This window comes from Ruegeria sp. CI8, assembly GCF_056536865.1.
The window spans coordinates 202,383-227,772 of the sequence record NZ_JBQFQL010000004.1; the positions used below are offsets into that span (position 1 = coordinate 202,383).

Here is a 25,390-nt window from a genome sequence, read left to right on the forward strand (position 1 = left end):
CGAAATGGCTGAACACAAGCACGGCGAGATGGACATCACCGTCCAGACCAAAACCTTCAACGGGTTCATCAAATTCACCACCTACAGCGTCGTGGTGATCTGCTTCATTGCCCTGTTTCTTGCGATCTTCGGGGCATAAGCCGGACTGACGGGTCATGTTTCGCATCTTGATTGCCTGCCTGCTGGCAGTAACCGTCGCAGGCTGTGCCACGTCGCAGCGCCCTCAGGCCGACCAGTCCGAGATCGTTGCGCGATCCTACCGTGACCCGGGGCCCTCAACGCTGACCCTGTACACGATGATCAACACGCGTACGGGGTCTGGCGCGCATACCTCGCTGATGATCAGCGCCAGCGAGCGGGTAATTTTCGACCCCGCCGGGTCGTTCCGCGCCGACGTGGTGCCGATCAAGGATGACGTGCTGTACGGCATCACCCCCGCGGTCGAGCGTGCCTATCGCAGCTCGCACGCACGCGAAACGCATTATGCGCGCATCCAGACCATCCAGGTGACATCCCAACAGGCCGAGATCGCCTATCAGCTGGCCAAGCAGTCCGGACCGGTTGCGGGCGCCTACTGCGCCAACTCGACTGCTCGGCTGCTGCAGCAGGTTCCCGGGTTCGAGCAGATCCAGACCACCTTCTACCCGGTCAAGTTGTCCGATCAGTTCGGGCAGCTTCCGGGGGTCGTAACGACCGAATACCGTGAAAACGACAGCGCCGATCTGCAGGCGGGGCTGGCGGCCAACAACGCCGCGCTCAACCAGCTGGAAGCGGCTTCAACCAACTAGGTACAGCAGACCATACAGTGTGCCGGCCCCGGCAAAGATGGCGGCCAGCACGTTCTTGGTGATCAACCCGACGCTCAGGGCAACCACGGCCGAGGCCATGCGCGGCAGGTCCGGCTGGCCCTCGGTGGCCGTGGGCCACATGACCAGAGGGGCAATCAGGGCCGGCAGGATGGCCACCGCCGTATAGCGTAGATGCCGCAGCAACCATGGCGGCAACGGACGGTCTCCGACAAAGCCGATGAACACGAAGCGCAGGGCATAGCTTCCGATCGCCAGCCCGACGATGATCGTCCAGACCGTTGTCTGATCGGGGGTGGTCATGACGCTACCTTTCTGCGTTCCAGCATCACTTCGGCCTGCGCACCGGCCATCATGCCCGCGCAGCCCGCGATCAGCAGGCCAAGATTGTAGGGGATTGCTACGCATAGCAGCGATACGACGATAGCGACCAGAGCCGCGACCACATGGGCCGGAGTGCGCATCATCGGGCCGATCATGGCCAGAAAGGTGATCGGCAGCGCGAAATCCAGTGCCCAGCTATCCGGGATCTGCGTTCCCAGGTAGGCCCCAATAAAGGTGGCCAGTACCCACATGGGCACCAGCGGCGAAACCGACCCCATGAAATAGGTCATGCGCTGCGGAACCGACATGTCCGGTTCCTTTTCGAACTGGACGATCGAGCAGGCATAGGATTGGTCGACCGTAAGATAGGCGGCAAAGGCCCGTTGCCACAGGGGCGCCGCGCCCAGATAAGGCGTCAAAGACGCTGAATACATGGCCATCCGCAGGTTCACGGCCAGTGCCGAAACCAGAATGATGGCCGTGGGTGTGCCGTCCTGCAGCAGCTGCAGCGATGCAAACTGCGCGGCGCCGGCAAATACGGCTGCGGTGAACACCATGGTCTGCAGAATGCTCAGGCCCGCCTCGGTCGCGAAGACGCCGAACAGGGTGCCGAAGGGCACCGCCACGAAGATGAACGGGGTCCCGTCGCGAAAACCCTGCCAATAGTATGACTTGGATGTGGAGGTTGCCATGGCTAGATCCTATGGTGGTCTGCGCAGCAGTAGCGGGTCAGCGAGAGGGTTTCAATTGGCCACCGAAACCGATCTGTCGGAATACATCATCGCCCCCGATCCCGGCGCGGCGCGGTTGACCCGCGCGGTCGAGGGGGTGGACCAGAACGGCGAGGTCAGCCGCATCTCGGTTGTCGAGGAGCGCCCGCTGACGATCTTCCTCAATTCGCAAGAGATCGTGACGGCCATGACTATCGGCGATTACCCGGAATATCTGGCGCTGGGCTTTTTGCGCAACCAGGGCATGTTGCGCCCCGATGACGAGATCACGCGGGTCGATTACGATGACGATCTGGAAACCGTCGTGGTGCGCACGACCCGCGAAACCTCGTACGAGGACAAGCTGAAGAAAAAGACCCGCACCAGCGGCTGCGCGGTGGGCACGGTGTTCGGCGACATGATGGAGGGGCTGGAGGGCGTGCGCCTGCCGCAGGTTCAGGTGCGCACCTCGTGGCTGTATGATGTGGCGGCCAAGATCAACCGCACGCCGTCGCTGTACCTGCAGGCCGGGGCGATCCATGGCACGGTTCTGTGCCGCGAGAGTCGCCCGCTGGTCTATATGGAGGACGTGGGCCGCCACAACGCGGTGGACAAGATCGCCGGCTGGATGCTGTCCGAAGGCGAGACGGCCGGCGACAAGATCCTGTATACGACCGGGCGGTTGACCTCGGAAATGGTGATCAAGACGGCGATGATGGGCATCCCGGTTCTGGCCTCACGGTCGGGTTTTACCGCCTGGGGCGTCGAAATCGCGCGCGAGGTCGGCCTTACCCTGATCGGCCGGATGCGCGGCCAGCGCTTTGTGTGCCTGTCGGGCGAGGACCGGCTGCTGCGCGACGTGGACCCGGCCTCCGTGCCGGTCGAGGACAAGAAGCATCGAAGGAAAAGCGCCGATGGGAGGTGAAACATCACGCCCCCTCGGCGTCATACTGGCCGGAGGTCTGGCCACGCGGATGGGCGGCGGCGACAAGGGGTTGCTGCAACTGGGTGGGCAAAGCCTGCTGGCACATGTGATCGACCGGCTGGCGCCGCAGGTGGGCGGGCTGGCGCTGAACGCCAATGGCGATCCGGCGCGCTTTGCCGATCTTGGCCTGCCGACCCTGCCGGACAGCATTGCGGGTTACGCCGGGCCGTTGGCGGGCGTTCTGGCCGGGTTGGATTGGGCGGCGGGGCAGGGCGCTGATTGCATCGTCACCGCTGCCGCCGACACGCCGTTCTTTCCGCGCGATCTGGTCGAGCGGCTGACGCGGGCGGCGCAGGGGCAGGCTCATCCGCTGGCTCTGGCCACCACGCCGCGCACCGGTGACGAGGCGCTGAAATCGGGCGGTGGCCGCCGGGTGAACCGGCACCCGACCTTCGGCCTGTGGCCCGTCGCTCTGCGCGACGATCTGCGCGCGGCCCTGGCGGACGGGTTGCGCAAGGTGGTTCTGTGGACCGACCGCCATGACGGGCGCGAGGCGCTGTTTCCGGCCGACCCGTTCGATCCGTTCTTCAACGTCAACACGCCCGACGATCTGATCCGGGCGCAGCACCTGTTGGAGCGGGCATGAGGGTCTACGGCGTCACCGGCTGGAAGAATGCGGGAAAGACCGGACTGGTCGAGCGGCTGGTGGCCGAGATCACCGGGCGCGGGTTCAGCGTCTCGACCGTCAAACACGCTCACCACGCGGTTGACGTGGACCAGCCGGGCACCGACAGCCACCGCCACCGAACCGCCGGGGCGTCCGAGGTTCTGCTGGCATCCAGCCGCCGCATCGCCGTGATGCAAGAGCTGCGTGGCGCGCCCGAGCCGCTGTTGGACGACCTTCTGGCGCGTCTGTCCCCGGTCGATCTGGTGCTGGTCGAGGGATACAAGCGCGCGCCGCACCCCAAGGTCGAGGCCTTTCGCGCCCAGCCCAGAAACCCGCTGATCGCCGCCGACGATCCGACGATCCGCGCGGTGGCCAGCGACACGCCGCTGGATCTGGACCGTCCGGTTTTTGACTTGAACGACACGCCTGCAATTGCCGATTTCATCCTGGCCGAGGTCGGCTTGGGGCCGCGGCCCAGCCCCTGACCATGCCCGAGGACCGGACCATGCCAAAGATTGCGCCTCCACCGCTGAAAAACGACTGTTTCGCCCTGCCGCCGGGGGTCGAATGGACCCCGGTCGCCGACGCGCTGGCCCTGTTGCGCGACCGGTTGCACCCGGTAGCCGGTGTCGAGACCCTGCCCGTTGGCCAAGCCTGCGGGCGCGTTCTGGCGCGGGACGTGATCGCGCAACGGTCGAATCCGCCGCTGCCCAACACGGCGGTGGACGGGTACGGCTTTGCCGGTGGTCGGCCCGAGGGCCCGCATGTTCTGCCGCTGGCCGAGGGACGCGCGGCGGCGGGCGTGCCGTTTGCGGGGGCCGTGCCGGAGGGGCAGGCGCTGCGCGTTCTGACCGGCGCGCCGCTGCCCGAGGGGGTGGATACCGTCATTCTGGAAGAGGACGTGACCGTGCAGGACGGCCACATCGCCTTCAACGGTCCTTTGAAGGTCGGTGCCAACACGCGCAAGGCGGGTGAAGACGTGCAGGCCGGGGCCCTGGCTCTGCCTGGCGGGCGACGCCTGACGCCCGCCGATCTGGCGCTGCTGTCGGCGGTGGACGTGGCCGAGGTCCCGGTCCGCACCCCCTTGCGCGTGGGGGTTCTGTCCACCGGCGATGAATTGCGTGATCCGGGTCAGGCCGCGGGTCCGGGGCAGATCTATGATGCGAACCGCCCGATGCTGTTGGCGATGCTGCAACGGATGGGTTTTGTGGCGGTCGATCTGGGCCGCGTGGGCGACGACCGGGCCGCGCTGCGGGACCGACTGGACAAGGCCGCGCAACAGACCGACGCGATCCTGACCAGCGGCGGCGCTTCGGCGGGGGACGAGGATCATGTCTCGGCCCTGTTGCGCGCGGCGGGGGCCTTGCAGGAATGGCGCATCGCGCTGAAGCCGGGCCGCCCGCTGGCGCTGGGCCTGTGGCAGGGCACGCCGGTGTTCGGCCTGCCGGGCAATCCGGTGGCGGCGATGGTCTGCACCCTGATCTTTGCCCGGCCCGCGCTGGGCCTGATGGCGGGCGAGGGGTGGCGGCAGCCGCAGGGCTTTGACCTGCCCGCCGCGTTCGCCAAGCGCAAGAAACCGGGCCGCCGCGAATACCTGCGCGCCCGGGTCCGCGACGGCCGGGTCGCGGTGTTTCACTCGGAAGGGTCGGGTCGCATCAGCGGGGTCAGCTGGGCCGAAGGGTTGGTCGAACTGCCGGACGGCCCGCTGGACATCCAGCCCGGAGACCCGGTTCGGTTCATACCCTATGGGAGTTTCGGCCTGTGACGGTTTCGGTCTCTCGCGGGTTTGACCCCGATGAGCGCGCACGGGCGGCCGCGCTGTTCTGGCAGGCATTCTCGGGCAAGCTGTCGCGTGTCATGGGGCCGGATGCGCGCGGGCTGGCCTTTTTCGAACGGGCGCTGAACCCCGATTTCGCGCTTGTGGCGCGGGATGCGGATGGGCGGATGCTGGGGCTGGCCGGGTACAAGACCCGCGACGGCGGGCTGACGCAGGGCGGGCTGGCGGATCTGGCCCGGGTCTATGGCTGGTTCGGCGCCCTGTGGCGGGGCCTGTTCCTGAGCGTTCTGGAACGAGACCTGAAGCCGGGCGTGTTCCAGATGGATGGCATATGCGTGGCGACCGAGGCGCGCGGGCAGGGTGTCGGCACCCTGCTGCTGCGGGCGATCAAGGACGAGGCGCAGCGGCTGGGCATGCACGAGGTGCAACTGGACGTGATCGACACCAACCCGCGCGCGCGGATCCTGTACGAGCGCGAAGGGTTTCAGGCGATCGGGCAGGACCATACCGGCCCGTTCAAACACCTGTTCGGATTCAGCTCGGCCACGAAAATGCGGTGGGTCCTGCCCAACGGTGGCTAGTCGAAGGTTCCGGCCACCCGGCCCAGCAGCATGAAGGCGCGCGCCGTGCGCGTGTCGCCCAAGGCGGTCAGGTCGGCGTCGCTGGCCACAGGCTCGAACTCGACGATCATGGTGTCGAACCGGCGCAGGAAGTGATGCACCGCATCGCGAAAGATCGGGTCCTGTTTCAACCGCGCCGAGGTCAGCGCCAGGCACGACCGGTCGCGGATACCGCCCAACGCGGCGACCGCACGCCCGCGTTCGCCCTTGGCGAACTGGCGCCAGACCTCGGGGCGGGCCATGTCCGGACGCAGGTCGTCCATGTAGATGCCTTCCTGGCTGAGCAGAGTCAGCACGTCCTCGGCGGCCTGCACCAGTTGCGCGGTCTTGCGGTCCTTCATCGCGCGGCGCAGGGCGTTGAAGCCTTCGGTATCCTCGGCGGTTTCGGGAAAGTTCAGCGCGCGGATGAAAATGTCGGTGGGCAGAGGAGTCGTTATCTCTTCGGCCGGGGTGCCCAGTTCCAACGAGGTCTGGCCCGAGGGTGCCGCAGGTCTTGCCAGCGGCGCAAGATCCCGCCGCTTGCTGGAGAACGTGGCCAGCGTGCTTTGGGTGTGCCGGGCGGCCGCGGCGATTTCATCCAGTTTCCGGGCCACCGCGGGTTCGTAGGTGCTGGCCGAGCGCTGTTGCTGCGATACATAGGCCTGCCGGATCGCGTCGATCGCGGTCTGCAGCCGGGCGCTTTCTTCGCGCATGATGCGGCTGGCGCGCATGGCCAGCGCCGCGACCCAGATCATCGCCACCGGCATGAACACCGCCAGCAGCATCACGATGATACTGCCGGCCTGCGTCTGTTCCGGCAGCACCAGAAAGACCACGGCCACCACCAGCCAGATCAGGCTGAGGGCCGCGGCCGCAATCTCGATCCCGGTGACGCTCGGTCGGCCCGGACGGTCATAGATGCCCAGCCAGGTGGGGCGTTTGCTGTCCTGATCAGGGTCTTGGCCCGACATGGCGCGCTCCGATCAGGCGTAGTGGATGCTCAGCACTTCATACGAGCGCACGCCGCCGGGGGTGCGCACCTCGACGCTGTCGCCTTCTTCCTTGCCGATCAGGGCGCGGGCGATGGGCGATTTGATGTTCAGCAGGCCCTTTTCGATACTGGCCTCATGCTCGCCCACGATCTGCCAGGTCTTTTCCTCGTCGGTGTCCTCGTCCACCAGGGTGACCTTGGCGCCGAACTTGATCGCGCCCGACAGTTTGGTTGGGTCGATCACCTCGGCCAGCGACAGAACGCCTTCCAGTTCCTTGATGCGGCCTTCGATGAAGCCCTGCTTTTCGCGGGCCGAGTGGTATTCGGCGTTTTCCTTCAGGTCGCCCAGTTCGCGCGCCGAGGCGATGGCCTCGATGATGGCGGGGCGTTCAACGGACTTGAGTTGCTTGAGCTCTGCCTCGAGCGCGGCAAAGCCCGCAGGCGTCATGGGGATCTTTTCCATATCTTCTTTTTTCCACGCACAAATTGAGTCGCCCCGCCGCATGAGACCAGCGTCGGGGCGAAAGATGGGTCGGCAATTACCTGACCCAAATATGGCGTGAAATGCAAGAGGCCAAGGGGTTTAGCCCCTGCAATCCGCAACTTAACGCCGTCGGGCCGGTGGGGGTTTCCGATTGTGCCGATGCCCCAGCAGATCACCGCGTTTCCAGCGATGCGCCTCGGCGCCGAACCAGAGCATCTCAATCATATTGAACGACCTCGAATTCGATGCCGTTGTCATCGTCGAAATAGAACCGGCGGCCAGGCTCATAGTCGGCGTGGTTGTGCGGCTCGAACCCGGCGGCGCGGACCTTGGCTTCGGTCGCGTCGATGTCTTCGACCAGCACGCCCACATGGTTCAGCCCGCCGACGATGTCATAGCTGCTTTCGCCCGACGGTTTCGGGTCGGCCGGGGCGTAAAGCGCCAGATAGGTGTGCGCGCTGCCCACATGCACGGTATAGCCGCCCGCGATCGCCGGGCCCTCCCAGCGTGTTTTCCATCCGAAGACGTCCTGCATCCAGGCGGCGGTTGCCTGCGGGTTGCGGACGGTGAAGTTCGTGTGTTCCAGCGTCGCCATCATGGGGTCTCCTTCTCATGTTCAGGCTTGTTTCGACTCACCGTAATTCCTAAACCTAACTTTAGCTCAAGAGATTTTTTCGGGAGGAGATCATGCCCGCATCCGAAGGCCTTTCCATCGGTGCGCTGGCGCGCCGCACGGGGTTGGCGGTCTCAGCCATCCGCTATTACGAGGCGCAGGGGTTGATTTCCCCCTGGCGCAATCCGGGCGGTCAGCGGCGGTATCAGCGCGCCGACATCCGTCGGCTGAGCTTCGTGATGATTGCCCAGCAGTTCGGCCTGACCCTGCCCGAAATCCGCGAGGTGCTGGCCAGCCTGCCCGACAACCGCACCCCCACGCCGGCGGACTGGAAACAGATCAGTCAGCGCCTGCGCGCGCATCTGGACCAGCGAATCGATACTCTGCTGCGCTTGCGCGACAATCTGGACGGCTGCATCGGGTGCGGTTGCCTGAGCCTTCCGAAATGCGCGCTCTACAACCCCGACGACCGGGCCAAGGCGCATGGTAGCGGTCCCAGGTACCTGATGGGTGACGCGCCCGAGGGCTGATCTGCCGCATTGCAGCAATGTTACGCCGTGTTTTGATTGACCAAGGTCTTTTCCAGCAGGTAATCAGCCGGGAAACAAAATTTCGCCGAGCCCGCGCCCCAGGCGCCAATTCGGATAGTTAGCGGAGGAGCCCACGATGGCCGAAATTGAACGCGAAGCGATGGAATACGACGTGGTGATCGTGGGCGCAGGCCCGGCGGGCCTGTCGGCGGCCATTCGTCTGAAACAGCTGGACGCCGACCTGAACGTGGTCGTGCTGGAAAAGGGCTCGGAAGTGGGCGCGCATATCCTGTCGGGCGCGGTGCTGGACCCGTGCGGTCTGGATGCGCTGATCCCCGACTGGAAGGAAAAGGGCGCGCCGCTGAACGTGCCGGTGCGCGAAGACAACTTCTGTATGCTGGGCGAGGCCGGCAAGCTGCGCATCCCAAACTGGCCGATGCCGCCGCTGATGAACAACCACGGCAACTACATCGTCTCGATGGGCAATGTCTGCCGCTGGATGGCCGAACAGGCCGAGGAACTGGGCGTCGAGATCTTCCCCGGCATGGCCTGTTCCGAACTGGTCTATGGCGACAATGGCGAGGTCAAGGGTGTCGTGGCAGGTGTCTTCGGGCTGGAACCCGACGGGTCCTATGGCCCCAACACCGAGCCGGGCATGGAATTGCACGGCAAATACGTCTTCCTGTCGGAAGGGGTGCGCGGGTCGCTGTCCAAGGAAGTGATCGCCAAATATGACCTGCAGGCCGGGAAAGAGCCGCAGAAATACGGCATCGGCATGAAAGAGATCTGGGAGATCGACCCCGCCAAGCACAAGGAAGGCAGCGTCACCCACACGATGGGCTGGCCGCTGGGCGGCAATGCCGGGGGCGGATCCTTCATCTATCACTTGGAAAACAACCAGGTCTATGTCGGCTTCGTGGTTCACCTGAACTACAAGAACCCGCATCTTTTCCCCTACATGGAATTCCAGCGGTTCAAGCATCACCCGATGGTGGCCGACCTGCTGAAAGGCGGCAAGCGCGTCGCCTATGGCGCCCGCGCGATCACCGAGGGCGGATATCAGTCGATGCCGAAGCTGGTGGCGCCGGGCGTGGCGCTGCTGGGCTGCTCGGCGGGCATGGTCAACGTGCCGCGCATCAAGGGCAACCACAACGCGATGCTGTCGGGCAAGGCCGCGGCCGAGGCCGCGTTCGAGGCCCTCAAGGCCGACCGGTCGGGCGACGAGCTGTCCGCCTATGAAGACGAGGTGCGCAACGGTGCGATCGGTCGCGACCTCAAGAAGGTTCGGAACGTCAAGCCGCTGTGGTCGAAATACGGCCTGACCGCTTCGCTGGTGCTGGGCGGTATGGACATGTGGACCAACACGCTGGGCTTCTCGCTGCTGGGGACGCTGGGCCATGGCAAGAACGACGCCGAGGCGACCGAGGATGCCAGCAAGCACACCCCCATCGACTATCCGAAGCCCGATGGCACGCTGTCTTTCGATCGTCTGACCAACGTGGCGTTTTCGTTCACCAACCACGAAGAAAGCCAACCCTGTCACCTGAAGCTGACCGACCCCGAGATTCCGGTGAAGGTCAACCTGCCCAAGTTTGATGAACCGGCGCAGCGGTATTGCCCGGCGGGCGTGTACGAAGTGGTGAAGGACGAGGCCGAGCCGCGATTCGTAATCAACTTCCAGAACTGCGTCCACTGCAAAACCTGTGACATCAAGGATCCCAGCCAGAACATCACGTGGACCACGCCGCAGGGTGGGGACGGACCGAACTACCCCAACATGTAGGCAAAAACCCGGGCAATGGCGGGGCCGTGAACGCTCGGCCATTGCCTCTGGCGGGCCAAGGCCCTAGCTTGTTCTGCAATCATAGGCAGACAAGGCAGGTATTAGGTGGTTTCACTGGTTCGTCGCACGGCGCTGGCCGTGTTTCTTGCGACAGCGGCTGTCGTTCCGGTTCACGCGGATTCCGGCGCGGGATCCTATCTGGCTGGACGCCAGGCCATCTATGAAAGCGACTACAAGGCGGCCGAGGAGTACTACTCCAAGGCCCTGATTTTCGATCCAGGCAACACCAAGCTCAAGGAAAGCGTGCTTCTGGCGCGCGTGGCGCTTGGCGATGTGGAACGTGCATTGCCGATCGCCGAGGACATGGAGGCGAACGAGCAGCCCAACCAGGCCGCACGTATGGTTGTTTCCGCCAAACTGGTATCTGACGGAAAGTTCGACGAATTGCTGGCCCGTGATCCGGAAAACCAGGGCGTCGGCCCGCTGGTCGATGGGCTGATGACGGCCTGGGCGCATCTGGGCAAGGGCGAAATGACCAAGGCGATGGCGCAGTTCGATGAGGTCGCCCAACAGGACGGGCTGCGGGAATTCGCGCTGTATCACAAGGCGTTGGCGCTGGCGTCGGTTGGCGATTTCGAGGGGGCCGAGGCGATCTTTGCGGCCGACGACAGTATCGTTGCGCGATTCTCGCGACGTGCAGCGCTGGCGCGGGTCGAAGTCTTGTCGCAGCTCAACCGCAACGATGAAGCCCTGCAATTCCTGGAAAACGTGTTTGCGGCGGGCAGCGATCCGTCGATCGAGTCCTACGTGGACACGCTCAGCGCCGGTGGCACTTTGCCATTCACCCATGTCGGATCGGCCACCGAAGGCCTGGCCGAGGTCTTTTTCTCGGTCGGGGCGGCGTTGAACACCGAGGCTGCACATGACTATGTGCTGCTATACGCGCGGATCGCGACTTACCTCCGGCCCGATCACATCGATGCGATCCTGCTGAGCGCGGAACTGCTTGAGCAGTTGAGCCAGTACGACCTGGCCGCCGAAGCCTATCGAAAGGTTCCCACGGATAGCAGCGATTTCCACGCAGCCGAGCTGGGGCGTGCCGAAATTCTGGCTCAGTCGGGGAAACCGGATGCGGCGATCGAAGTGCTGGAAAATCTGGCGGCCCGGCAGCCCAATCTGCCCAGTGTCCATGTCGCCTTGGCCGACCTGCAGCGGCGTCAGGAAAACTACGCCGCAGCTGTCACCTCGTATGACCGAGCCATCGAACTGACCGAAACCGGTTCGGGTGGCAACTGGTTCCTGCACTACGCTCGCGGCATCTGCCACGAACGGCTCAAGGCCTGGGACAAGGCCGAGGCGGATTTCAGGCGTGCCCTGGAGTTGAATCCGGATCAGCCGCAGGTTTTGAACTATCTCGGTTACTCGCTGGTCGAGCGGCAGGAAAAACTGGAAGAGGCACTGGACATGATCGAGCGCGCCGTCTCGATCCAGCCTGACAGCGGCTATATCGTCGACAGCTTGGGCTGGGTCCTGTTTCGCTTGGGCCGGTACGACGAAGCGGTCGAGCATATGGAGCGCGCAGTTGAACTGATGGCCGTGGACCCGGTGGTCAACGACCACTTGGGCGACGTCTACTGGGCCGTCGGGCGCACCCGTGAGGCCGATTTCCAATGGCGGCGCGCGTTGTCCTTCATCGATCCCGAAGACACCGATGGCGAGGCCGACCCCGACCGGATCCGTCGCAAACTCGAGGTCGGACTGGACGCGGTGCTGGCCGAGGAAGGCGCGGCCCCCCTCAAGGTCGCCAATGGCGACTGAGGCCTTTGCGCCCGCGAAGATCAACCTTTCCCTGCATGTGACCGGACGGCGGGTCGACGGATACCATCTGCTGGACTCGCTGGTCGCCTTTGCCGATGTGGGAGACACGTTGATCCTGTCACCCGGGCCCGAGATTCACCTGACCGTGACCGGACCTCATTCCGCCGGGGTGCCGACCGACGACCGCAACCTCGTCTCGCGGGCTGCTCGGGCAATGGGATGGAGCGGGCAAATCCAGTTGGACAAGGTTCTGCCGCATGGCGGGGGAATCGGCGGCGGCTCATCGGATGCGGCTGCGACTTTGCGGGCCATCGCAGGGGAAGACGCGGAAGTTCCGCTGGAAACGGCTTTGGCCCTGGGCGCGGATGTTCCTGTTTGTGTACTGGGCAGAGCCGCACGGATGCAGGGCATTGGTGACCGTGTCGCCCCGGCTGCATTGCCCGCTTTGCCCGCGCTGCTGGTCAATCCGGGTGTGCCGGTTCCGACGGGGCCGGTGTTCAATGCGCTGGATTCGCGCGACAATCCGGGGATGCCGGATGAGATCCCGGCATTCGAAACGCCCGAGGCCTGCGCTGACTGGCTGGCCGGGCAACGCAATGATTTGCAGGAAGCGGCAATAGGCTTGGCGCCCCAGATTTCAGACGTGTTGCAGGCGCTGGGTGAAACGCGGGACGTTCTGCTGGTGCGCATGTCGGGGTCGGGTTCGACCTGCTTTGCGCTGTACCCGTCCATGAAGGCCGCACATTTTGCTGCCTACGAGATTGGTGTTTCCCAGCCGGACTGGTGGTGTCGCGCCAGCGTACTCAGCTGAGGCGGGACACGACGTAATCGGCCAGATCGCCGAGCAGGTCGCGCAGTTCGTGATCGGGCAGCGCGGTCAGAGCGGTTTTGGCCTTGGCAGCCCAAGCCAAAGCGTCTGTCCGGGTCTCCTCCAGGGTGCCGTATTTGCGCATGAGGTTCAGGGCCAGGTCCAGGTCTCCATCCTGTTGCCGACCCTTCTCGATCGTGCGCTCCCAGAACGCACGCTCGTCGGGTGTGGCCTGGTCCACGGCCTTGATCACCGGGAGGGTCAGTTTGCGCTCGCGGAAGTCGTCGCCCACGTTCTTGCCGATGGCCTTGCTGTCGCCCTGATAGTCCAGCAGGTCGTCGGCGATCTGGAAGGCGATGCCCAACGCGTCGCCATAGGCGAACAGTGCGCGGACCTGCTCCTCGGACGCACCGGCGATCACGCCGCCCACCTCGGTTGCCGCGGAGAACAGCGCGGCGGTCTTGCCGCGCACCACCTGCAGGTAGACGGCCTCATCCGTGCGCAGGTCGGTGGCTGCGGTCATCTGCAGCACCTCGCCTTCGGCAATGGTGGCCGAGGCATTGGCCAGAATGTCCAGAACCCGCAAAGATCCGGTTTCCACCATCAACTGGAAGCTGCGCGAAAACAGATAGTCGCCGACCAGCACGCTGGACTTGTTGTCCCACAGCAGGTTGGCAGTAGGCCGGCCCCGCCGCTGCGCGCTTTCGTCCACGACGTCGTCATGCAAAAGCGTGGCGGTGTGGATGAATTCGACCGTGGCGGCCAAACGGATGTGATGATCGCCGCCATAGCCGAACAGCCGCGCGGCGGCCAGTGTCAGCATCGGGCGCAGGCGCTTGCCGCCCGCTTCGACCAGATGCGCGGTGACTTCGGGGATGCGGGGCGCGTGTTCCGAGGCCATGCGGGTGCGGATCAGAGTGTTTACCGCCTCCATTTCACCGGCCAAAATCTCGGCCAGTCGCTCATGCGGTTTCGAGATCGTGCTGATCGTCATCACACTCCTGATACAAGGCTCGACTTTCGTCCTGCCTTGCCCTTACATCCATCCCCATGAAAGAACTTCTGCGCAGCACCGATCCGACCATCATCGCCTTTGCATCCGCTCTTCTTGAGGGCGAGGATATAGACTGCTTTGAGATGGACGTAAATATGAGCGTCCTCGAGGGAGGCATCGGAATCTTTCCGCGCCGCCTCATGGTTCGGACCGATGACCTCGAGCGGGCAGAGCGGGTGATGCGTGACAATGACATTCCGCTGGGAAGATGACCGGGTTTCCAGACAGCGCGCTGACTTGCAACGACTTTCTGGGTGGCCGCCTAAAGCTGTGGCAGCCGCGAGACGGTTATCGCGCCGGTGTCGATCCGGTGCTGCTTGCTGCCGCGGTTCCGGCCAAAGCCGGGCAGTCGGTGCTGGAGCTGGGCTGCGGGGCGGGCGCTGCGGTTCTTTGTCTCGCGACCCGCGTGCCCGGTCTGCGGCCGACTGGGGTCGAGCTTCAGGCCGACTATGCCGATCTGGCCGCAAGAAACGCGCAATGCAACGAGATCGATTTGTCCGTCCACGTGGCCGACCTGTCCAATATGCCGACTGATCTGCGTCAGCAGCACTTCGACCACGTGATCGCAAACCCGCCCTATTATCGGCCCGGTGCACATAGCGCGGCCGTCGATGCTGGTCGGCGAACGGCGCTGAGCGAGCAGACGCCGCTGTCCGACTGGTTTGATGCGGCGGCGCGCAGGCTGACACCGCGCGGGTACCTGCACATGATCCAGCGCGCGGAACGCTTGCCCGACATGATGACGGCCTGCGCGGGTCGGTTGGGCTCGGTAGAAGTTCTGCCCATCGCGCCGCGCATGGGGCGCGGGGCCGAGTTGCTGATCCTGCGGGCGCGCAAAGGGGGACGCGCGGATTTTCGGTTGCATGCGCCGCTGATTCTCCACAGCGGTGACCGCCATGAAAGGGACGGCGACAGCTACACCGACACGGTATCCGGCATCCTGCGCGAGGGCCGACCAATGCCCTGGCCGGACGCCCGATAGGCAATGACCAGCCGAAATTGTCGGATTTGAACAAGAATCCGAGCGTCTGCGGCGTGACAGGCTGGAAATGATGTGATCAACTTCCCATGTGATATTCAGAAACAGAGAAGGAGGATCGCCATGAGCGTAAGCGCACATCTGACGGAACTGAAGAAGAAGCACGAAACCCTCAGTCTCGAAGTGGAACAAGCCCAGCGCTCGCCCGGTATCGACGATCTCCACATTGCTCAACTCAAAAAGAAGAAGCTGAAGCTGAAGGAAGAGATTGAACGCCTGTCGGCTTAACGTCGTAGGCTGGCGCGTGCCGCGATTGCAGCGCCGCCGGTAACAAGCAATGCCGCGATCGCCAGCGTCCAGGACGGCGTGGCGATCCCGGCGACCACAAGCACCAGAGTTGACAGCAGGGGTGCCGCGTACGAGCTGGTGCCCAACATCTGAATGTCACCGTGCTTGACCCCGATATCCCAGACATAGAACGCCAGCCCAACGGGCCCCAACCCCAGGGCAACGGTCGACATCCAGGCCAGTGCGTCGGGCGGCCAGACTGTCTGCTCAAGGCTGAAATGCAGGATCCACGAGGCGATGGCGGTCAGCACGCAGAACACTGCTACCGAGCTGGTCGGCGTTTGACCCAGCCTGCGCGACAATACGGAATACCCCGACCACGTAAGGGCGCAGAAAAGCGCCAGCGCATAGCCCGGCAGGTGTTCGGCCTGAAACCCTGCGGTTCCGCCACCGGTGATGATCAGCGCGGCCCCGGAAAAGCCCAGACAAGCCCCGAGCAGATGGCCGAGACGCAGGGTTTCACCCGGAAGCAACCCTGAGAAAAGAACGATCAGCAAGGGCCAGAGGTAGGCGATCAATCCGGCCTCGGCCGCAGGTGCCATGCGCAGGGCCGAAAAATACAGGGCGTGGTATCCGAACAAGCCAACCGTGCCGAACGCGAACACCTTCCAACTGACCTGTTTCAGTTGCGCAAGCCCACCGCTGTGCCATGTCCAGATCAAGCCAAGGGTTCCGCCGATCGTGAAGCAGATGGCGTTCAGCAAAAGCGGCGGGGTCGGCGCCGAGCCAACCGTGAACAGCGCCAGCAGTGCCCACAAAAGGACGGCGACAAAGCCGATGGCGGTGGCGCGGTTCTTTGTCATGCGGGGGGAATTTCCTCGACGGGTATGATTTCAAGACCGTCGGATATGTGCGCGGTTTTTTCGATCTCTGCAAGGAACCAATCCCGGAAGGCGGCAATCTGAGGGCGCGTCTCTTCGCCCGAACGGCACAGGAACCGGAACCGGGCCTTGGTTTCGATGGCGGTTTTGAAGGGCATGACCAGCCGGCCTTCGATCACATCCTTGATGATCATCGGGCGCCGTCCCAACGCGACGCCGACACCCGCCACCGCGGCATCAATGGCGTGATCCGCGTTCGAGAAATGCGCGCCATGGGTCGGCGTGAAGTCCACCCCGACCGCGCGAAACCAGGCGGGCCAGTCACAGGGCGGATTCAGGAAGTTGATCGAGTCATCGTGGATCAGCGGCGCTTTGGTCAAGTCCTGTGGCGTCGGAAACCGGGCCGCAAGCTCGGGTGTCATGACCGGCGTCAACCACTCTTGCCGCACGGGAACTGAATACAGCCTGTCATCTTGCCCATACCCGAACCGGATCGCGACATCCACGTCGTCGCGCTCGAAATCGAGATTGCGCAGCGTGGCTGAGAATCTCAGGTCGATCTCGGGATGGGCGCGGGCGAACTCGTAAAGGCGGGGGGCCAGCCATTTGGCTGTCAGGGCCGGCCCAGCGGTCACTGTCAGTGTTGTGTTGTCCTGCAGGCGGCGGGTGGCCGACCAGGCCGCCTGCAGTGCAGCAAACCCTTTTTCCGTGCCCGGGGCCAGGGTTCGTCCGGTCTCGGTCAACTCGACCGCACGGTTCAATCGGCGGAACAACGGCTGGCCCAAATGCTCTTCCAGAGACTTGATCTGAAACGACAGCGCGGCCGGTGTCACGTTCAACTCGTCCGCGGCCTTGGCGAAGGACATATGGCGGGCGGCGGCATCAAAGGCCCTGAGGGCGGTGAGTGGGGGAAGTCGGTCGCTCATCTTCACATAAGATTTTCTAAACTGAATGTGGAAAAACTCTCGTTTGTACCCATTGAAAACAACAGGCATGTTGAGCGCAAGTCAAGTTCACCTTTAGTAGAAGGGAAAAGCCATGATCGAGATGACGACCAATCCTGCCGCACAAAAGGCAATTCTGCGCGCTCATCAAGAGCGCGGCAAGGCGATCCGGAGTTTCTGGAAGTGGGTTCTGGGTTCCCGCTGAACGCTGCGCGCGCGTTCTTACGGGATCAAAGAAGGGCCGACCCGTTGGGTCGGCCCGTTTTCATTTAAGCCGCGATCAGACGAAAAACTGCGCGCCGTTGGCCGAAATCGTCGACCCGTTGATGAACTGCGAATCTTCCGAGGCCAGGAATGCGACGCAGCGGGCAATTTCCTCGGGTTCGCCCAAACGGCCTGCAGGGATCTGACCGATGATGGCTTCACGCACCTTTTCCGGAACGGCCATGACCATCTCGGTCGCGATGTATCCGGGGCAGATGGCGTTTGCGGTGATGCCGGCGCGCGCGCCTTCCTGCGCCAGGGATTTGACGATGCCCAGATCACCGGCTTTGGTGGCGGCATAGTTCACCTGAGCGAACTGGCCCTTTTGCCCGTTGATCGAGCTGATTACGATCACCCGACCGAACTTGCGCTCGCGCATGCCGGGCCAGACAGGGTGTACGGTGTTGAACACCCCGGTCAGGTTGGTGTCGATCACCTGGTGCCACTGTTCCGGTGTCATCTTGTGGAACGGCGCGTCGCGGGTGATGCCTGCATTGGCGACAACGATGTCGATCGGGCCGAGCTCGGCTTCGACCTTTTCGATGCCCGCCTTGGACTCGTCATAGTCGGCCACGTTCCATTTGTAGGTCGCAATGCCGGTTTCCTCGGTGAACTTGGCCGCGGCTTCGTCATTCCCCGCATACGAGGCGGCTACATTGTATCCTTCGGCCTTGAGCGCTTTGGAAATTGCTGCGCCGATGCCGCGGGTGCCGCCGGTTACGAGTGCTGTACGTGCCATTTAGGACTCCTCCAAATTTAATCGTGTTGGTAATTCTGTTACTCTGAGAGATTGTGTTGCGCAATATCGTTTCGTCGCGAGCTGGCTCTTTCCGTTTGGTGATATTGTCGCATCCTAGGGATATTCTCGGAGTGTAACAAAAAAGGGCGCCCATTGGACGCCCTTATTCGTGACTTGTCAAAGCACTTAGACGCGCTCCACGCACAGGGCGACGCCCATGCCGCCTCCGATGCAGAGGGTTGCCAGGCCCTTTTTCGCGTTCCGGCGCTTCATTTCGAACAGCAGCGTGTTCAGAACCCGGCAGCCGGATGCTCCGATCGGGTGGCCGATGGCGATCGCGCCGCCGTTCACGTTCACGATCGAGGGATCCCAACCCATGTCCTTGTTCACGGCGCAAGCCTGTGCCGCGAAGGCCTCGTTGGCTTCGACCAGATCCAGATCGTCAACCGACCAGCCGGCCTTTTCCAGCGCCTTGCGCGAGGCATAGATCGGTCCGACACCCATGATCGACGGGTCCAGCCCGGCGGTCGCATAAGACGCGATGCGGGCCAGCGGTTCGATCCCGCGCTTTTCGGCGTTGTCGGCTGACATCAGCAGGGTTGCCGCCGCGCCGTCATTCAGACCCGAGGCGTTGGCCGCAGTCACCGAGCCATCCTTCGTGAAGGCTGGACGCAGCTTGGCCATCGCCTCCATGGTCGCGCCGTGACGGATGTACTCGTCACTATCCATCACGATGTCGCCCTTGCGAGTCTTGATGGTGAAGGGCACGATCTCGTCCTTGAACTTGCCGGCCTTCTGCGCGGCCTCAGCCTTGTTCTGGCTGGCCACCGCGAACTCATCCTGCATATCGCGGCTGATCTGCCACTTCTCGGCCACGTTCTCGGCGGTCTGGCCCATGTGGTAGCCGTTGAACGCATCCCACAGGCCGTCGCGGATCATGGTGTCGATGTATTTCATGTCGCCCATCTTGTGGCCTGCGCGCAGCGATGCGGCGTGGGGCGACAGGGTCATGTTTTCCTGACCGCCTGCGCAGACGATCTCGGCATCGCCCAGCTGGATATGCTGAGCGCCCAGTGCGACGGCACGCAGGCCCGAACCACAGACCTGGTTGATGCCCCAGGCCGCGCTTTCCTGCGGCAGGCCGGCGTTGATGTGCGCCTGGCGTGCGGGGTTCTGGCCTTGGGCGGCCGTCAGGACCTGACCCATGATGGTTTCGCTCACCTCGGACTTGTCGATCCCGGCGCGTTCCACGACGGCTTCGAGGACGGCAGCGCCCAGATCATGTGCGGGGGTGTTCGCAAAGGAACCGCCAAAGCTGCCGACGCCCGTGCGTGCGGCGGATGCGATTACTACGTTGGTCATACAGTCAATCCTTTACCGTCAAGGTCCTGTGGGAAATCTGACGGCGCAGGTCGCACAGAGCCTCTCTGGCGATGCAAGAGCGCCTCGTGATCCCCCGCTCCAGCACTTTCTGCCATAGCGCAATGCTGCACGTGCAGCAACGGACAGCTTGTCTCATGAGAAAGCCTCGGCTGGATAGCGCCCAAGGGAATTGGGTTCAACTTCCTGTTTTGGCTTCTTTTTCCGGTTGCCACGGGGCTTTCACCGTCGGAGCGCCGAATAGGTAGCCCTGCAGACAGTCCACACCGCTGGCCACCAGAAACTCGGCATCTTCACGCGTTTCGACCGATTCGGCGATGACCAGAATCTCGAATTCACGGGCGACGGCGATCAGCGCGCGCACCAGCGCCTGATTGTCCGGGTTGGTGCTGACACCCCGTACGAACTGCCCGTCGATCTTCGCCGCGTCAAAGAAGAACTCGCGAAAATACCTGAAGCTGAAGTTGCTGGCGCCGAAGTCATCCAGCGCAAAAGCGATCCCGCGATCCTGAAGCCGGTCCATGAAATCGATCACCAGTTCGGGAACCTGCATTGCCGAGCTTTCGGAGATTTCGAGGATAAGCCGCTCGCCCAGCGTTTTGTCCCGCTTGAGAAACCGGTCCAGGATCCGCGACCAGCGCGCGTATCCGATCGAGCGTGCGGACATGTTGACCGAAAGCCGGATTTCCGGATTGCGAGACAGGGCGCGCAATCCTTTTTCCAATGCTATGCAGTCCAATTCCCGGCCGATTGGTGTGTTTTTCACCTGCGGCATGAACTCCCGCGCGGGGATCACACGGCCGGTTTCGTCCAGCACGCGGATGAATGCCTCATAGAAGGCAACGCCGTGCGGGTCTCGTGCTTGCATGACGGGCTGGAACGCCAGGCGGCATTGCTGATGCTTAACAGCCTCGGTCGCCATTTGAACGGTCGAAGTATCTCGCGCGGCGACGGCCGAATTCAACGGGCTGTCCCCACCCTCTGGCAGATCTGCAAAGTCCTTTTTCCGCATCGACGCCGAATCCCCGCACGTTTCCGAAACCGGTCAGCACGTAGTTTCGGATCGTACCCGTGAATTTGCGGTTAATGCGCGTCGGGAAACAGTCGGCGGGATCAGCGGGTCGTCTGGGCTGCGTGGCGCAATTCGACTACGGCGCCAATCACGGCGCCCAGGAAGCCTGTGCCCACCATAGCAACTCCAAGCATCATCACCGCCGGCGCAGGCTGCTGGCCAAGGGCGCTGAGCATCGCGATTACCAGGCCCAACAGGCCGGTTGCGGTGAAGATGGCTGTAACGCGGGACATGGTGGAACTCCGACCGAACAAACTTGTCACTTGTCCGGATATGGAGCACGCGCGCCGGAATTCAAGCGCCCGCCCGGCAGACGCCGCCAGTCTCAGGCCTGTTTTGCCTGTTGGTTGGGCAGGTTTTCGTCAAATTGCTCGAAACCGGGCGTTCCGCGATCTTCGGGGTGGCGGGCCAGGTGCTTGGACTTGATCTGCTCGGAGCTGTCGCGGCTGCCGTCATGGCTGTAGCCCGGCGGGGCAAAGCAATAGGCCAGCCGCTGTTTCAGGGTCAGGCCCGGCTGGGTCGCGTCGCGCCAGATGGCCACCCATTCGTGAAAGGCCACCCGCAGCGGGTTGAAGGTGCCGATATTGTGCACCAGGCCATAGTCGACCCGGTCGTGCTCCTGCTCGGGGACGAAGGTGCCGAACAGCTTGTCCCAGATGATGAATACCCCGGCATAGTTGCAATCCAGATAGCGCGCGTTGCGGCCGTGATGGGCGCGGTGGTGACTGGGGGTGTTCATGACCGCCTCGAACCAGCGGGGCATCTTGCCGATGGCTTCGGTGTGGATCCAGAACTGGTAGATCAGGTTCAGGCCGCCGCAGAACAGCACCATCGCCGGGTGGAACCCCAGCAGGATCAGCGGCGCGCGCACGACCATCATGAAGGTGAAGGTATAGGTCCAGGTCTGCCGCAGGGCGGTCGTCAGGTTGTAGTGCTGCGAGCTGTGGTGGTTTACATGGCTGGCCCAGACCCAGCGGATGCGGTGCCCGAACCGGTGCACCCAGTAGTATCGCAGGTCATCCAGCACAAAGCACAGGATGATAACCGGGATCGATGTGCCCAGATCCAATGGCGTAATGTTCCACAGCCACATGAAGAACCCATAGGCGATGAAGCCCAGCAGGAATCCGGACGCGATGTTGCCCGCTCCCATGATCAGCGAGGTCACGGCGTCGCGGGTTTCATACCGCCCGCCACGGCCCTTGATGGCGATCCACAGAAATTCGGCCAGGATTGCGGCGATAAAGAACGGCACGGCCCATTGGACGACATCGGGAAAGCTGATCTGGTCGGTCATGCGGGCTCCAGCAGGTGGCGCCAGTGGCGGCGCTCGGTTTCATCAAGGCGGACGGTGACGCCGGGGGTGGCGAAGTCGTGGAACTGGACCTCGATGCCCTCGGGGTGGTCGATCCAGTCGAAATCGCGCAGGTGGCGGGCCACTGTATCGGCGCCAAAGGACCACAACAGGCCCGGCCCGGTCTCGGTGCGCAGCAATGCGGCGTGTCCGTCATGGGCCAGGGTGACGTCGATGATGGTGTCGTCGGGGAAATGGCGCAGCCATTCGGCGCGCGCGACATCGGCGCTCAGCACGCGCTGGCGCGATTTGCCCGTCAGATGCAGCAGTGCGGTGATGCCGGCAATGCCACCGACCACCAGAACCAGCAGGATTTCCAGCGGCATGATGTCCTCCCGCGGACAGAGTGCAAGCGGGGTCAGGCCCTGTCAAAGGTGGCGTTGCGTCAGGGGGTGTTGTGCGGCTCAAGCACTTCGTGCCGGACAACGCGCTCGACGAAGGGCACCAGCCCTTCGGGTCCCGAGGCGCGATCCTTGAGGTGAATGCAGATATCCGGCCGCCGCGCCGCGATGATGCCCACCAGTTCGCCGCGCACCTTGTCATCGAGGCCCGCGCCCATAATCGCGCAGGCGATGCGCGGTTCGGCGTCCAGTTGCCGCCGCACCTCGTCGGGATCATGCGCGCCCAGCCACCGGATCGGAAGATGCTCCAGTTGCCGCGCCACGTCGCCGATCACGTTGGGCAGCCGGCCGATCAGTAAAACCACCGGTTTCATCTCAGCCTCCTGTCTGTTGCCAATGAAAAACCGGCCCTGTTCAGGCCGGTTCCAGTCTAGCACAAAAGGCCCGTCAGGTGGTCAGCTTTCGGGGTTCAGCAGGGCCGCGATGATCGCCTTGGCACTGTCCGAGTTCCATTCGGCGTCGCCGATCAGCCGCGCGATTTCCTGGCCGTTGGGGTCGATGATTATGGTGATCGGCAGGCCGACGATGCCCATCTCACGCGCGACGGCCTGTTTCGGGTCCTGGTGGCGGGGCAGGTTGGTGATGCCGTTTTCGTCAAAGAACTTCTTGATCCCCGCGGGCGAGTTGCGCCCGGTGGCCAGCGTCAGAACCTCGAACTGGTCTCCGCCGAATTCCTCCTGCAACTCGGCGATCTGGGGCATCTCTTTTCGGCAGGGCGCGCACCAGGTGGCCCAAAAGTTCAGCAGAACGTATTTGCCGCGATAATCTGCCAGCGTGGCGGTGCCGCCGTCATCTTCCAGCAGGAATTCCGCGTCCGAGACCGGTTTCGGCTCGGAATGCAGGATCAGGCGTTTCAGGCTGCCGTCGCGCAGGTCGGCCAGGGCCTGCGTGTCGGCGGGCAAAGCGGCATTTGCACCCAGCGCAAGGGCCATATAAAGGGGGATCAGACGAAACAGGCGCATATCAACTCCGGGTTTTCCAGCATGACCGAACAATCCTCGAACCAGATGTGGGGCGGCCGCTTTGCCGCCGGACCAGACGCGATCATGGAGGCGATCAATGCCTCGATCGGGTTCGACCGACGGATGGCGGCCCAGGACATCGCGGGCTCGCGTGCCCATGCCGCCATGCTGGCCGCCACGGGCGTGATTAGTGATAGTGATGCCGAGGCCATTCGGGAAGGGCTGCTCACCGTTTTGTCAGAGATTGAACGTGGTGTGTTCCAGTTCTCGACCGCGCTGGAAGACATCCACATGAATGTCGAGGCGCGGCTGAAAGAGATCATCGGCGAGCCCGCAGGCCGCCTGCACACCGGCCGCAGCCGCAATGACCAGGTGGCGACCGATTTCAAACTGTGGGTCCGCGATCAGCTGGACGCCGCCGAATCCGGGTTGCTGGCCCTGATCCGCGCGCTTTTGGCGCAGGCCGAGGCCGGGGCCGATTGGGTCATGCCCGGATTCACCCACCTGCAGACCGCGCAGCCGGTGACCTGGGGCCACCACATGATGGCCTATGTCGAGATGTTCGGCCGCGACCTCAGCCGCGTGCGCGACGCGCGGGTGCGGATGAACGAATGCCCGCTGGGTGCTGCGGCGTTGGCCGGCACGTCCTTCCCGATCGACCGCCACATGACGGCGCGGGCGCTGGGCTTTGACCGGCCCGCCGCCAACTCGCTGGATGCGGTCAGCGATCGCGATTTCGCGCTGGAATTTTTGTCGGTGGCCTCGATCTGCGCGGTGCATCTGTCGCGGTTCGCCGAAGAACTGGTGATCTGGTCCTCGGCCCAGTTCCGCTTTGTCACCCTGTCCGACCGGTTCTCGACCGGATCGTCGATCATGCCGCAGAAAAAGAACCCCGACGCCGCCGAGCTGATCCGCGCCAAGGTGGGTCGGATCTTTGGCGCCAACACGGCGCTGATGATGGTGATGAAGGGCCTGCCGCTGGCCTATTCCAAGGACATGCAGGAAGACAAGGAACAGGTCTTTGACGCCGCCGACAACTGGATGCTGGCGCTGGCCGCGATGGAGGGCATGGTCAAGGATATGACCGCCAACCGCGACAGCCTGGCCGCTGCCGCCGGCTCGGGCTTTTCCACCGCGACCGATCTGGCCGACTGGTTGGTGCGGGTGCTGGGCCTGCCCTTCCGTGATGCGCACCACGTCACCGGATCGCTGGTCGCCATGGCCGAAAAGAAGGGCTGCGACCTGCCCGATCTGACGCTCGAGGACATGCAATCGGTCCACGCGGGCATCACGCAGGATGTCTATTCTGTCCTTGGCGTGGATAATTCGGTAAACTCGCGCCAGTCCTATGGCGGTACGGCCCCGGACCAGGTCCGGGCGCAGATCGCCCGCTGGAAGGAGATGCTGGAATGACAATCTTGCGCGTGATTGCCCTGATCGGGGCCGCCTTCACCTTGGCGGCCTGCGGCGCTGACGGAGAGCCCGTCCAGCCGACCCTGAACGCCAATGTAGGCGTTTCGACCAGTGGCACATATGTGAGCGGGGGCGTCGGCCTGCACCGAGGCCCCCTCAGCGTGTTTCTGGGGATCTGAACGCTCTGCGGTTGAAAGCGACGTGCCAGTCGCCATTTAGCAAGTGATCCAACAAATGAAGGCAGCGAAATGAAACCACTCGGCCTTATCCTGTCGCTTGCCATACTGGCGGCGTGTGAGACCACGAATCCGCCGCGTTCGCAGCCAGTAGAAGAGCCCGCGCGCTCGGGGGCTGGAGTGTCCGTATCCGGATACGCGCGGGCCGGGGTGTCGACGAATTTCTGAATGAGCCGTTGATGCGTTCAGCCGGCCACTGGGTGCCCGCGCTGCCGCAGACACTCGATCAGAATGTCACGCCGGGTGTTGCGCATCTCGGCGGCTCCGGCGAATGCACCTGCCGTTGATCCCACTGCTGCGCCGGCTATGGCGCCTTCTGTGTTTCCAACCGTGTCGTCCGAAATGCCTGCCAGTGCGCCGACCCCGGCGCCTATCAAGGCCTGTGACCGGGTTTCCGGGTTCCACAGGTCCTGAGACTTGGCCAATGCGCGGCACTGGTCCAGATCAGCGGCGTAAGCCGGGCCCGGCTCGGCAGACAGGACGGGTTGGTGTTGGGCCCCGGTGCCGCTGCATGCGGCTGTGACCAGGGCCAGCGGCCAGACGGTAAATGTGAATCGTTCCTTGAACAGCATGAGTTGTCTTTCTTGG

Annotated in this window: 33 protein-coding genes; 16 read left to right on the top strand and 17 right to left on the bottom strand. The window is 63.6% G+C overall.

Annotated elements, in window-relative coordinates:
• Positions 1-4: 4 nt before the first annotated feature.
• Together ACR0DA_RS16120 and ACR0DA_RS16125 are read left to right on the top strand one after the other, a co-directional pair.
• Positions 5-139 (top strand): aa3-type cytochrome c oxidase subunit IV, encoded by a 135-nt coding sequence (locus ACR0DA_RS16120; RefSeq protein ID WP_093963530.1) that lies wholly within the window; start codon positions 5-7, stop codon positions 137-139.
• A gap of 16 nt (positions 140-155) precedes the next feature.
• Entirely contained in the window at positions 156-788 is a 633-nt protein-coding gene (locus ACR0DA_RS16125) for a hypothetical protein (protein ID WP_170440261.1), read from the top strand.
• Here ACR0DA_RS16125 and ACR0DA_RS16130 read toward each other — a convergent pair.
• Complete coding sequence (locus tag ACR0DA_RS16130) at positions 777-1,109, bottom strand: AzlD domain-containing protein (RefSeq protein ID WP_170342269.1); 333 nt, start codon at positions 1,107-1,109, stop codon at positions 777-779. The genes ACR0DA_RS16125 and ACR0DA_RS16130 overlap by 12 nt on opposite strands.
• The gene (locus tag ACR0DA_RS16135; RefSeq protein WP_170365451.1) at positions 1,106-1,822 is read right to left on the bottom strand and encodes an AzlC family ABC transporter permease; all 717 of its coding nucleotides are present in this window, start codon (positions 1,820-1,822) and stop codon (positions 1,106-1,108) included. The genes ACR0DA_RS16130 and ACR0DA_RS16135 overlap by 4 nt, the downstream gene beginning before the upstream one ends.
• Between ACR0DA_RS16135 and ACR0DA_RS16140 the strand changes: the two genes are divergently transcribed.
• Genes ACR0DA_RS16140 through ACR0DA_RS16160 form a run of 5 tightly spaced genes read left to right on the top strand, consistent with a single transcriptional unit; the run spans position 1,821 to position 5,790 of the window.
• A complete protein-coding gene (locus tag ACR0DA_RS16140; protein WP_480754892.1) occupies positions 1,821-2,765 on the top strand; it encodes a formate dehydrogenase accessory sulfurtransferase FdhD in 945 nt (314 codons plus the stop codon). The genes ACR0DA_RS16135 and ACR0DA_RS16140 overlap by 2 nt on opposite strands.
• Positions 2,755-3,411, top strand: a complete 657-nt coding sequence (gene mobA / locus ACR0DA_RS16145) for a molybdenum cofactor guanylyltransferase MobA (protein WP_480754894.1) — start codon at positions 2,755-2,757, stop codon at positions 3,409-3,411. Before ACR0DA_RS16140 ends, mobA begins: the two co-directional genes overlap by 11 nt.
• Complete coding sequence (gene mobB / locus ACR0DA_RS16150; protein ID WP_170461030.1) at positions 3,408-3,917, top strand: molybdopterin-guanine dinucleotide biosynthesis protein B; 510 nt, start codon at positions 3,408-3,410, stop codon at positions 3,915-3,917. Before mobA ends, mobB begins: the two co-directional genes overlap by 4 nt.
• Positions 3,918-3,937: 20 nt before the next feature.
• The gene (locus ACR0DA_RS16155) at positions 3,938-5,197 is read left to right on the top strand and encodes a molybdopterin-binding protein (protein WP_480754895.1); all 1,260 of its coding nucleotides are present in this window, start codon (positions 3,938-3,940) and stop codon (positions 5,195-5,197) included.
• Positions 5,194-5,790, top strand: coding sequence for a GNAT family N-acetyltransferase (locus tag ACR0DA_RS16160; protein ID WP_367647312.1), 597 nt, complete (start codon positions 5,194-5,196; stop codon positions 5,788-5,790). The genes ACR0DA_RS16155 and ACR0DA_RS16160 overlap by 4 nt, the downstream gene beginning before the upstream one ends.
• Here the strand turns inward: ACR0DA_RS16160 and ACR0DA_RS16165 are convergent.
• The 3 genes from ACR0DA_RS16165 to ACR0DA_RS16175 all read right to left on the bottom strand — a co-directional run bounded on the left by ACR0DA_RS16165 (position 5,787) and on the right by ACR0DA_RS16175 (position 7,881).
• Positions 5,787-6,779, bottom strand: coding sequence for a hypothetical protein (locus ACR0DA_RS16165; RefSeq protein WP_480754897.1), 993 nt, complete (start codon positions 6,777-6,779; stop codon positions 5,787-5,789). The two genes, ACR0DA_RS16160 and ACR0DA_RS16165, sit on opposite strands and share 4 nt — an antisense overlap.
• Before the next feature lie 12 nt (positions 6,780-6,791).
• Positions 6,792-7,262, bottom strand: a complete 471-nt coding sequence (gene greA, locus ACR0DA_RS16170; protein WP_170448532.1) for a transcription elongation factor GreA — start codon at positions 7,260-7,262, stop codon at positions 6,792-6,794.
• 238 nt (positions 7,263-7,500) lie between these two features.
• On the bottom strand, positions 7,501-7,881 hold the full coding sequence (locus ACR0DA_RS16175) for a VOC family protein (RefSeq protein ID WP_005978983.1): 381 nt from the start codon (positions 7,879-7,881) through the stop codon (positions 7,501-7,503).
• A gap of 89 nt (positions 7,882-7,970) precedes the next feature.
• On the opposite strand from ACR0DA_RS16175, the gene soxR reads away from it, so the two are divergent.
• The 4 genes from soxR (at position 7,971) to ACR0DA_RS16195 (ending at position 12,838) form a co-directional block, all read left to right on the top strand.
• Entirely contained in the window at positions 7,971-8,426 is a 456-nt protein-coding gene (soxR, locus tag ACR0DA_RS16180) for a redox-sensitive transcriptional activator SoxR (RefSeq protein ID WP_480754899.1), read from the top strand.
• Positions 8,427-8,562: 136 nt separating this feature from the next.
• Entirely contained in the window at positions 8,563-10,209 is a 1,647-nt protein-coding gene (locus tag ACR0DA_RS16185; RefSeq protein ID WP_480754901.1) for an electron transfer flavoprotein-ubiquinone oxidoreductase, read from the top strand.
• A gap of 105 nt (positions 10,210-10,314) precedes the next feature.
• A complete protein-coding gene (locus ACR0DA_RS16190; protein ID WP_480754903.1) occupies positions 10,315-12,027 on the top strand; it encodes a tetratricopeptide repeat protein in 1,713 nt (570 codons plus the stop codon).
• Entirely contained in the window at positions 12,017-12,838 is an 822-nt protein-coding gene (locus tag ACR0DA_RS16195) for a 4-(cytidine 5'-diphospho)-2-C-methyl-D-erythritol kinase (protein WP_170529980.1), read from the top strand. The genes ACR0DA_RS16190 and ACR0DA_RS16195 overlap by 11 nt, the downstream gene beginning before the upstream one ends.
• On the opposite strand, the gene ACR0DA_RS16200 is transcribed toward ACR0DA_RS16195, so the two are convergent.
• Positions 12,831-13,829 (bottom strand): polyprenyl synthetase family protein, encoded by a 999-nt coding sequence (locus tag ACR0DA_RS16200; protein ID WP_170529981.1) that lies wholly within the window; start codon positions 13,827-13,829, stop codon positions 12,831-12,833. The two genes, ACR0DA_RS16195 and ACR0DA_RS16200, sit on opposite strands and share 8 nt — an antisense overlap.
• 56 nt (positions 13,830-13,885) lie before the next feature.
• Here ACR0DA_RS16200 and ACR0DA_RS16205 point away from each other — a divergent pair, with 56 nt between their 5' ends.
• The 3 genes from ACR0DA_RS16205 to ACR0DA_RS16215 all read left to right on the top strand — a co-directional run bounded on the left by ACR0DA_RS16205 (position 13,886) and on the right by ACR0DA_RS16215 (position 15,156).
• Positions 13,886-14,101 (top strand): putative signal transducing protein, encoded by a 216-nt coding sequence (locus ACR0DA_RS16205; protein WP_093963516.1) that lies wholly within the window; start codon positions 13,886-13,888, stop codon positions 14,099-14,101.
• Positions 14,098-14,871: a tRNA1(Val) (adenine(37)-N6)-methyltransferase gene (locus ACR0DA_RS16210; RefSeq protein WP_170448524.1), complete on the top strand. Its 774-nt coding sequence runs from the start codon at positions 14,098-14,100 to the stop codon at positions 14,869-14,871. Before ACR0DA_RS16205 ends, ACR0DA_RS16210 begins: the two co-directional genes overlap by 4 nt.
• A 120-nt stretch (positions 14,872-14,991) precedes the next feature.
• Positions 14,992-15,156, top strand: a complete 165-nt coding sequence (locus ACR0DA_RS16215) for a YdcH family protein (RefSeq protein ID WP_093963770.1) — start codon at positions 14,992-14,994, stop codon at positions 15,154-15,156.
• Here ACR0DA_RS16215 and yddG read toward each other — a convergent pair.
• The 10 genes from yddG to ACR0DA_RS16265 all read right to left on the bottom strand — a co-directional run bounded on the left by yddG (position 15,153) and on the right by ACR0DA_RS16265 (position 23,153).
• Positions 15,153-16,019, bottom strand: coding sequence for an aromatic amino acid exporter YddG (yddG, locus tag ACR0DA_RS16220; RefSeq protein ID WP_480754904.1), 867 nt, complete (start codon positions 16,017-16,019; stop codon positions 15,153-15,155). The genes ACR0DA_RS16215 and yddG overlap by 4 nt on opposite strands.
• A complete protein-coding gene (locus tag ACR0DA_RS16225) occupies positions 16,016-16,963 on the bottom strand; it encodes a transcriptional regulator GcvA (RefSeq protein ID WP_480754906.1) in 948 nt (315 codons plus the stop codon). The genes yddG and ACR0DA_RS16225 overlap by 4 nt, the downstream gene beginning before the upstream one ends.
• A gap of 298 nt (positions 16,964-17,261) precedes the next feature.
• Positions 17,262-17,984 carry an acetoacetyl-CoA reductase gene (gene phbB, locus ACR0DA_RS16230; RefSeq protein ID WP_093963512.1) on the bottom strand — a complete coding sequence of 241 codons (723 nt, stop codon included), beginning with the start codon at positions 17,982-17,984 and terminating at the stop codon, positions 17,262-17,264.
• A 186-nt stretch (positions 17,985-18,170) separates the two neighbouring features.
• Positions 18,171-19,346, bottom strand: coding sequence for an acetyl-CoA C-acetyltransferase (locus tag ACR0DA_RS16235; protein ID WP_093963511.1), 1,176 nt, complete (start codon positions 19,344-19,346; stop codon positions 18,171-18,173).
• Positions 19,347-19,542: 196 nt separating this feature from the next.
• Positions 19,543-20,376: an EAL domain-containing protein gene (locus ACR0DA_RS16240; protein WP_480754907.1), complete on the bottom strand. Its 834-nt coding sequence runs from the start codon at positions 20,374-20,376 to the stop codon at positions 19,543-19,545.
• Between the two features lie 101 nt (positions 20,377-20,477).
• On the bottom strand, positions 20,478-20,669 hold the full coding sequence (locus ACR0DA_RS16245; RefSeq protein WP_093963509.1) for a hypothetical protein: 192 nt from the start codon (positions 20,667-20,669) through the stop codon (positions 20,478-20,480).
• A 92-nt stretch (positions 20,670-20,761) separates the two neighbouring features.
• Positions 20,762-21,733, bottom strand: coding sequence for a sterol desaturase family protein (locus ACR0DA_RS16250; RefSeq protein ID WP_480754908.1), 972 nt, complete (start codon positions 21,731-21,733; stop codon positions 20,762-20,764).
• Positions 21,730-22,116 carry a hypothetical protein gene (locus tag ACR0DA_RS16255; protein WP_170391838.1) on the bottom strand — a complete coding sequence of 129 codons (387 nt, stop codon included), beginning with the start codon at positions 22,114-22,116 and terminating at the stop codon, positions 21,730-21,732. The genes ACR0DA_RS16250 and ACR0DA_RS16255 overlap by 4 nt, the downstream gene beginning before the upstream one ends.
• 59 nt (positions 22,117-22,175) lie before the next feature.
• Positions 22,176-22,505, bottom strand: a complete 330-nt coding sequence (locus ACR0DA_RS16260) for a hypothetical protein (RefSeq protein WP_170360091.1) — start codon at positions 22,503-22,505, stop codon at positions 22,176-22,178.
• Between the two features lie 81 nt (positions 22,506-22,586).
• Positions 22,587-23,153: a TlpA disulfide reductase family protein gene (locus ACR0DA_RS16265; RefSeq protein WP_480754910.1), complete on the bottom strand. Its 567-nt coding sequence runs from the start codon at positions 23,151-23,153 to the stop codon at positions 22,587-22,589.
• A gap of 21 nt (positions 23,154-23,174) precedes the next feature.
• Here ACR0DA_RS16265 and argH point away from each other — a divergent pair, with 21 nt between their 5' ends.
• Positions 23,175-24,566: an argininosuccinate lyase gene (gene argH / locus ACR0DA_RS16270; RefSeq protein ID WP_480754911.1), complete on the top strand. Its 1,392-nt coding sequence runs from the start codon at positions 23,175-23,177 to the stop codon at positions 24,564-24,566.
• Positions 24,563-24,745: a hypothetical protein gene (locus tag ACR0DA_RS16275; RefSeq protein ID WP_170360096.1), complete on the top strand. Its 183-nt coding sequence runs from the start codon at positions 24,563-24,565 to the stop codon at positions 24,743-24,745. The genes argH and ACR0DA_RS16275 overlap by 4 nt, the downstream gene beginning before the upstream one ends.
• A 242-nt stretch (positions 24,746-24,987) precedes the next feature.
• Here the strand turns inward: ACR0DA_RS16275 and ACR0DA_RS16280 are convergent, their stop codons facing one another.
• Complete coding sequence (locus tag ACR0DA_RS16280) at positions 24,988-25,374, bottom strand: glycine zipper family protein (RefSeq protein WP_170461002.1); 387 nt, start codon at positions 25,372-25,374, stop codon at positions 24,988-24,990.
• Between the last annotated feature and the right edge of the window lie 16 nt (positions 25,375-25,390).

Bases quoted from the DNA above. Each gene is read 5' to 3' on its own strand.
- ACR0DA_RS16120 (WP_093963530.1), top strand. From the start codon at position 5: ATGGCTGAACACAAGCACGGCGAGATGGACATCACCGTCCAGACCAAA.
- ACR0DA_RS16125 (WP_170440261.1), top strand. From the start codon at position 156: ATGTTTCGCATCTTGATTGCCTGCCTGCTGGCAGTAACCGTCGCAGGC.
- ACR0DA_RS16130 (WP_170342269.1), bottom strand. From the start codon at position 1,109: ATGACCACCCCCGATCAGACAACGGTCTGGACGATCATCGTCGGGCTG.
- ACR0DA_RS16140 (WP_480754892.1), top strand. From the start codon at position 1,821: ATGGCTAGATCCTATGGTGGTCTGCGCAGCAGTAGCGGGTCAGCGAGA.
- ACR0DA_RS16135 (WP_170365451.1), bottom strand. From the start codon at position 1,822: ATGGCAACCTCCACATCCAAGTCATACTATTGGCAGGGTTTTCGCGAC.
- mobA (WP_480754894.1), top strand. From the start codon at position 2,755: ATGGGAGGTGAAACATCACGCCCCCTCGGCGTCATACTGGCCGGAGGT.
- mobB (WP_170461030.1), top strand. From the start codon at position 3,408: ATGAGGGTCTACGGCGTCACCGGCTGGAAGAATGCGGGAAAGACCGGA.
- ACR0DA_RS16155 (WP_480754895.1), top strand. From the start codon at position 3,938: ATGCCAAAGATTGCGCCTCCACCGCTGAAAAACGACTGTTTCGCCCTG.
- ACR0DA_RS16165 (WP_480754897.1), bottom strand. From the start codon at position 6,779: ATGTCGGGCCAAGACCCTGATCAGGACAGCAAACGCCCCACCTGGCTG.
- greA (WP_170448532.1), bottom strand. From the start codon at position 7,262: ATGGAAAAGATCCCCATGACGCCTGCGGGCTTTGCCGCGCTCGAGGCA.
- ACR0DA_RS16175 (WP_005978983.1), bottom strand. From the start codon at position 7,881: ATGATGGCGACGCTGGAACACACGAACTTCACCGTCCGCAACCCGCAG.
- soxR (WP_480754899.1), top strand. From the start codon at position 7,971: ATGCCCGCATCCGAAGGCCTTTCCATCGGTGCGCTGGCGCGCCGCACG.
- ACR0DA_RS16185 (WP_480754901.1), top strand. From the start codon at position 8,563: ATGGCCGAAATTGAACGCGAAGCGATGGAATACGACGTGGTGATCGTG.
- ACR0DA_RS16195 (WP_170529980.1), top strand. From the start codon at position 12,017: ATGGCGACTGAGGCCTTTGCGCCCGCGAAGATCAACCTTTCCCTGCAT.
- ACR0DA_RS16200 (WP_170529981.1), bottom strand. From the start codon at position 13,829: ATGACGATCAGCACGATCTCGAAACCGCATGAGCGACTGGCCGAGATT.
- ACR0DA_RS16205 (WP_093963516.1), top strand. From the start codon at position 13,886: ATGAAAGAACTTCTGCGCAGCACCGATCCGACCATCATCGCCTTTGCA.
- ACR0DA_RS16210 (WP_170448524.1), top strand. From the start codon at position 14,098: ATGACCGGGTTTCCAGACAGCGCGCTGACTTGCAACGACTTTCTGGGT.
- ACR0DA_RS16215 (WP_093963770.1), top strand. From the start codon at position 14,992: ATGAGCGTAAGCGCACATCTGACGGAACTGAAGAAGAAGCACGAAACC.
- yddG (WP_480754904.1), bottom strand. From the start codon at position 16,019: ATGACAAAGAACCGCGCCACCGCCATCGGCTTTGTCGCCGTCCTTTTG.
- ACR0DA_RS16225 (WP_480754906.1), bottom strand. From the start codon at position 16,963: ATGAGCGACCGACTTCCCCCACTCACCGCCCTCAGGGCCTTTGATGCC.
- phbB (WP_093963512.1), bottom strand. From the start codon at position 17,984: ATGGCACGTACAGCACTCGTAACCGGCGGCACCCGCGGCATCGGCGCA.
- ACR0DA_RS16235 (WP_093963511.1), bottom strand. From the start codon at position 19,346: ATGACCAACGTAGTAATCGCATCCGCCGCACGCACGGGCGTCGGCAGC.
- ACR0DA_RS16240 (WP_480754907.1), bottom strand. From the start codon at position 20,376: ATGCGGAAAAAGGACTTTGCAGATCTGCCAGAGGGTGGGGACAGCCCG.
- ACR0DA_RS16245 (WP_093963509.1), bottom strand. From the start codon at position 20,669: ATGTCCCGCGTTACAGCCATCTTCACCGCAACCGGCCTGTTGGGCCTG.
- ACR0DA_RS16250 (WP_480754908.1), bottom strand. From the start codon at position 21,733: ATGACCGACCAGATCAGCTTTCCCGATGTCGTCCAATGGGCCGTGCCG.
- ACR0DA_RS16255 (WP_170391838.1), bottom strand. From the start codon at position 22,116: ATGCCGCTGGAAATCCTGCTGGTTCTGGTGGTCGGTGGCATTGCCGGC.
- ACR0DA_RS16260 (WP_170360091.1), bottom strand. From the start codon at position 22,505: ATGAAACCGGTGGTTTTACTGATCGGCCGGCTGCCCAACGTGATCGGC.
- ACR0DA_RS16265 (WP_480754910.1), bottom strand. From the start codon at position 23,153: ATGCGCCTGTTTCGTCTGATCCCCCTTTATATGGCCCTTGCGCTGGGT.
- argH (WP_480754911.1), top strand. From the start codon at position 23,175: ATGACCGAACAATCCTCGAACCAGATGTGGGGCGGCCGCTTTGCCGCC.
- ACR0DA_RS16275 (WP_170360096.1), top strand. From the start codon at position 24,563: ATGACAATCTTGCGCGTGATTGCCCTGATCGGGGCCGCCTTCACCTTG.
- ACR0DA_RS16280 (WP_170461002.1), bottom strand. From the start codon at position 25,374: ATGCTGTTCAAGGAACGATTCACATTTACCGTCTGGCCGCTGGCCCTG.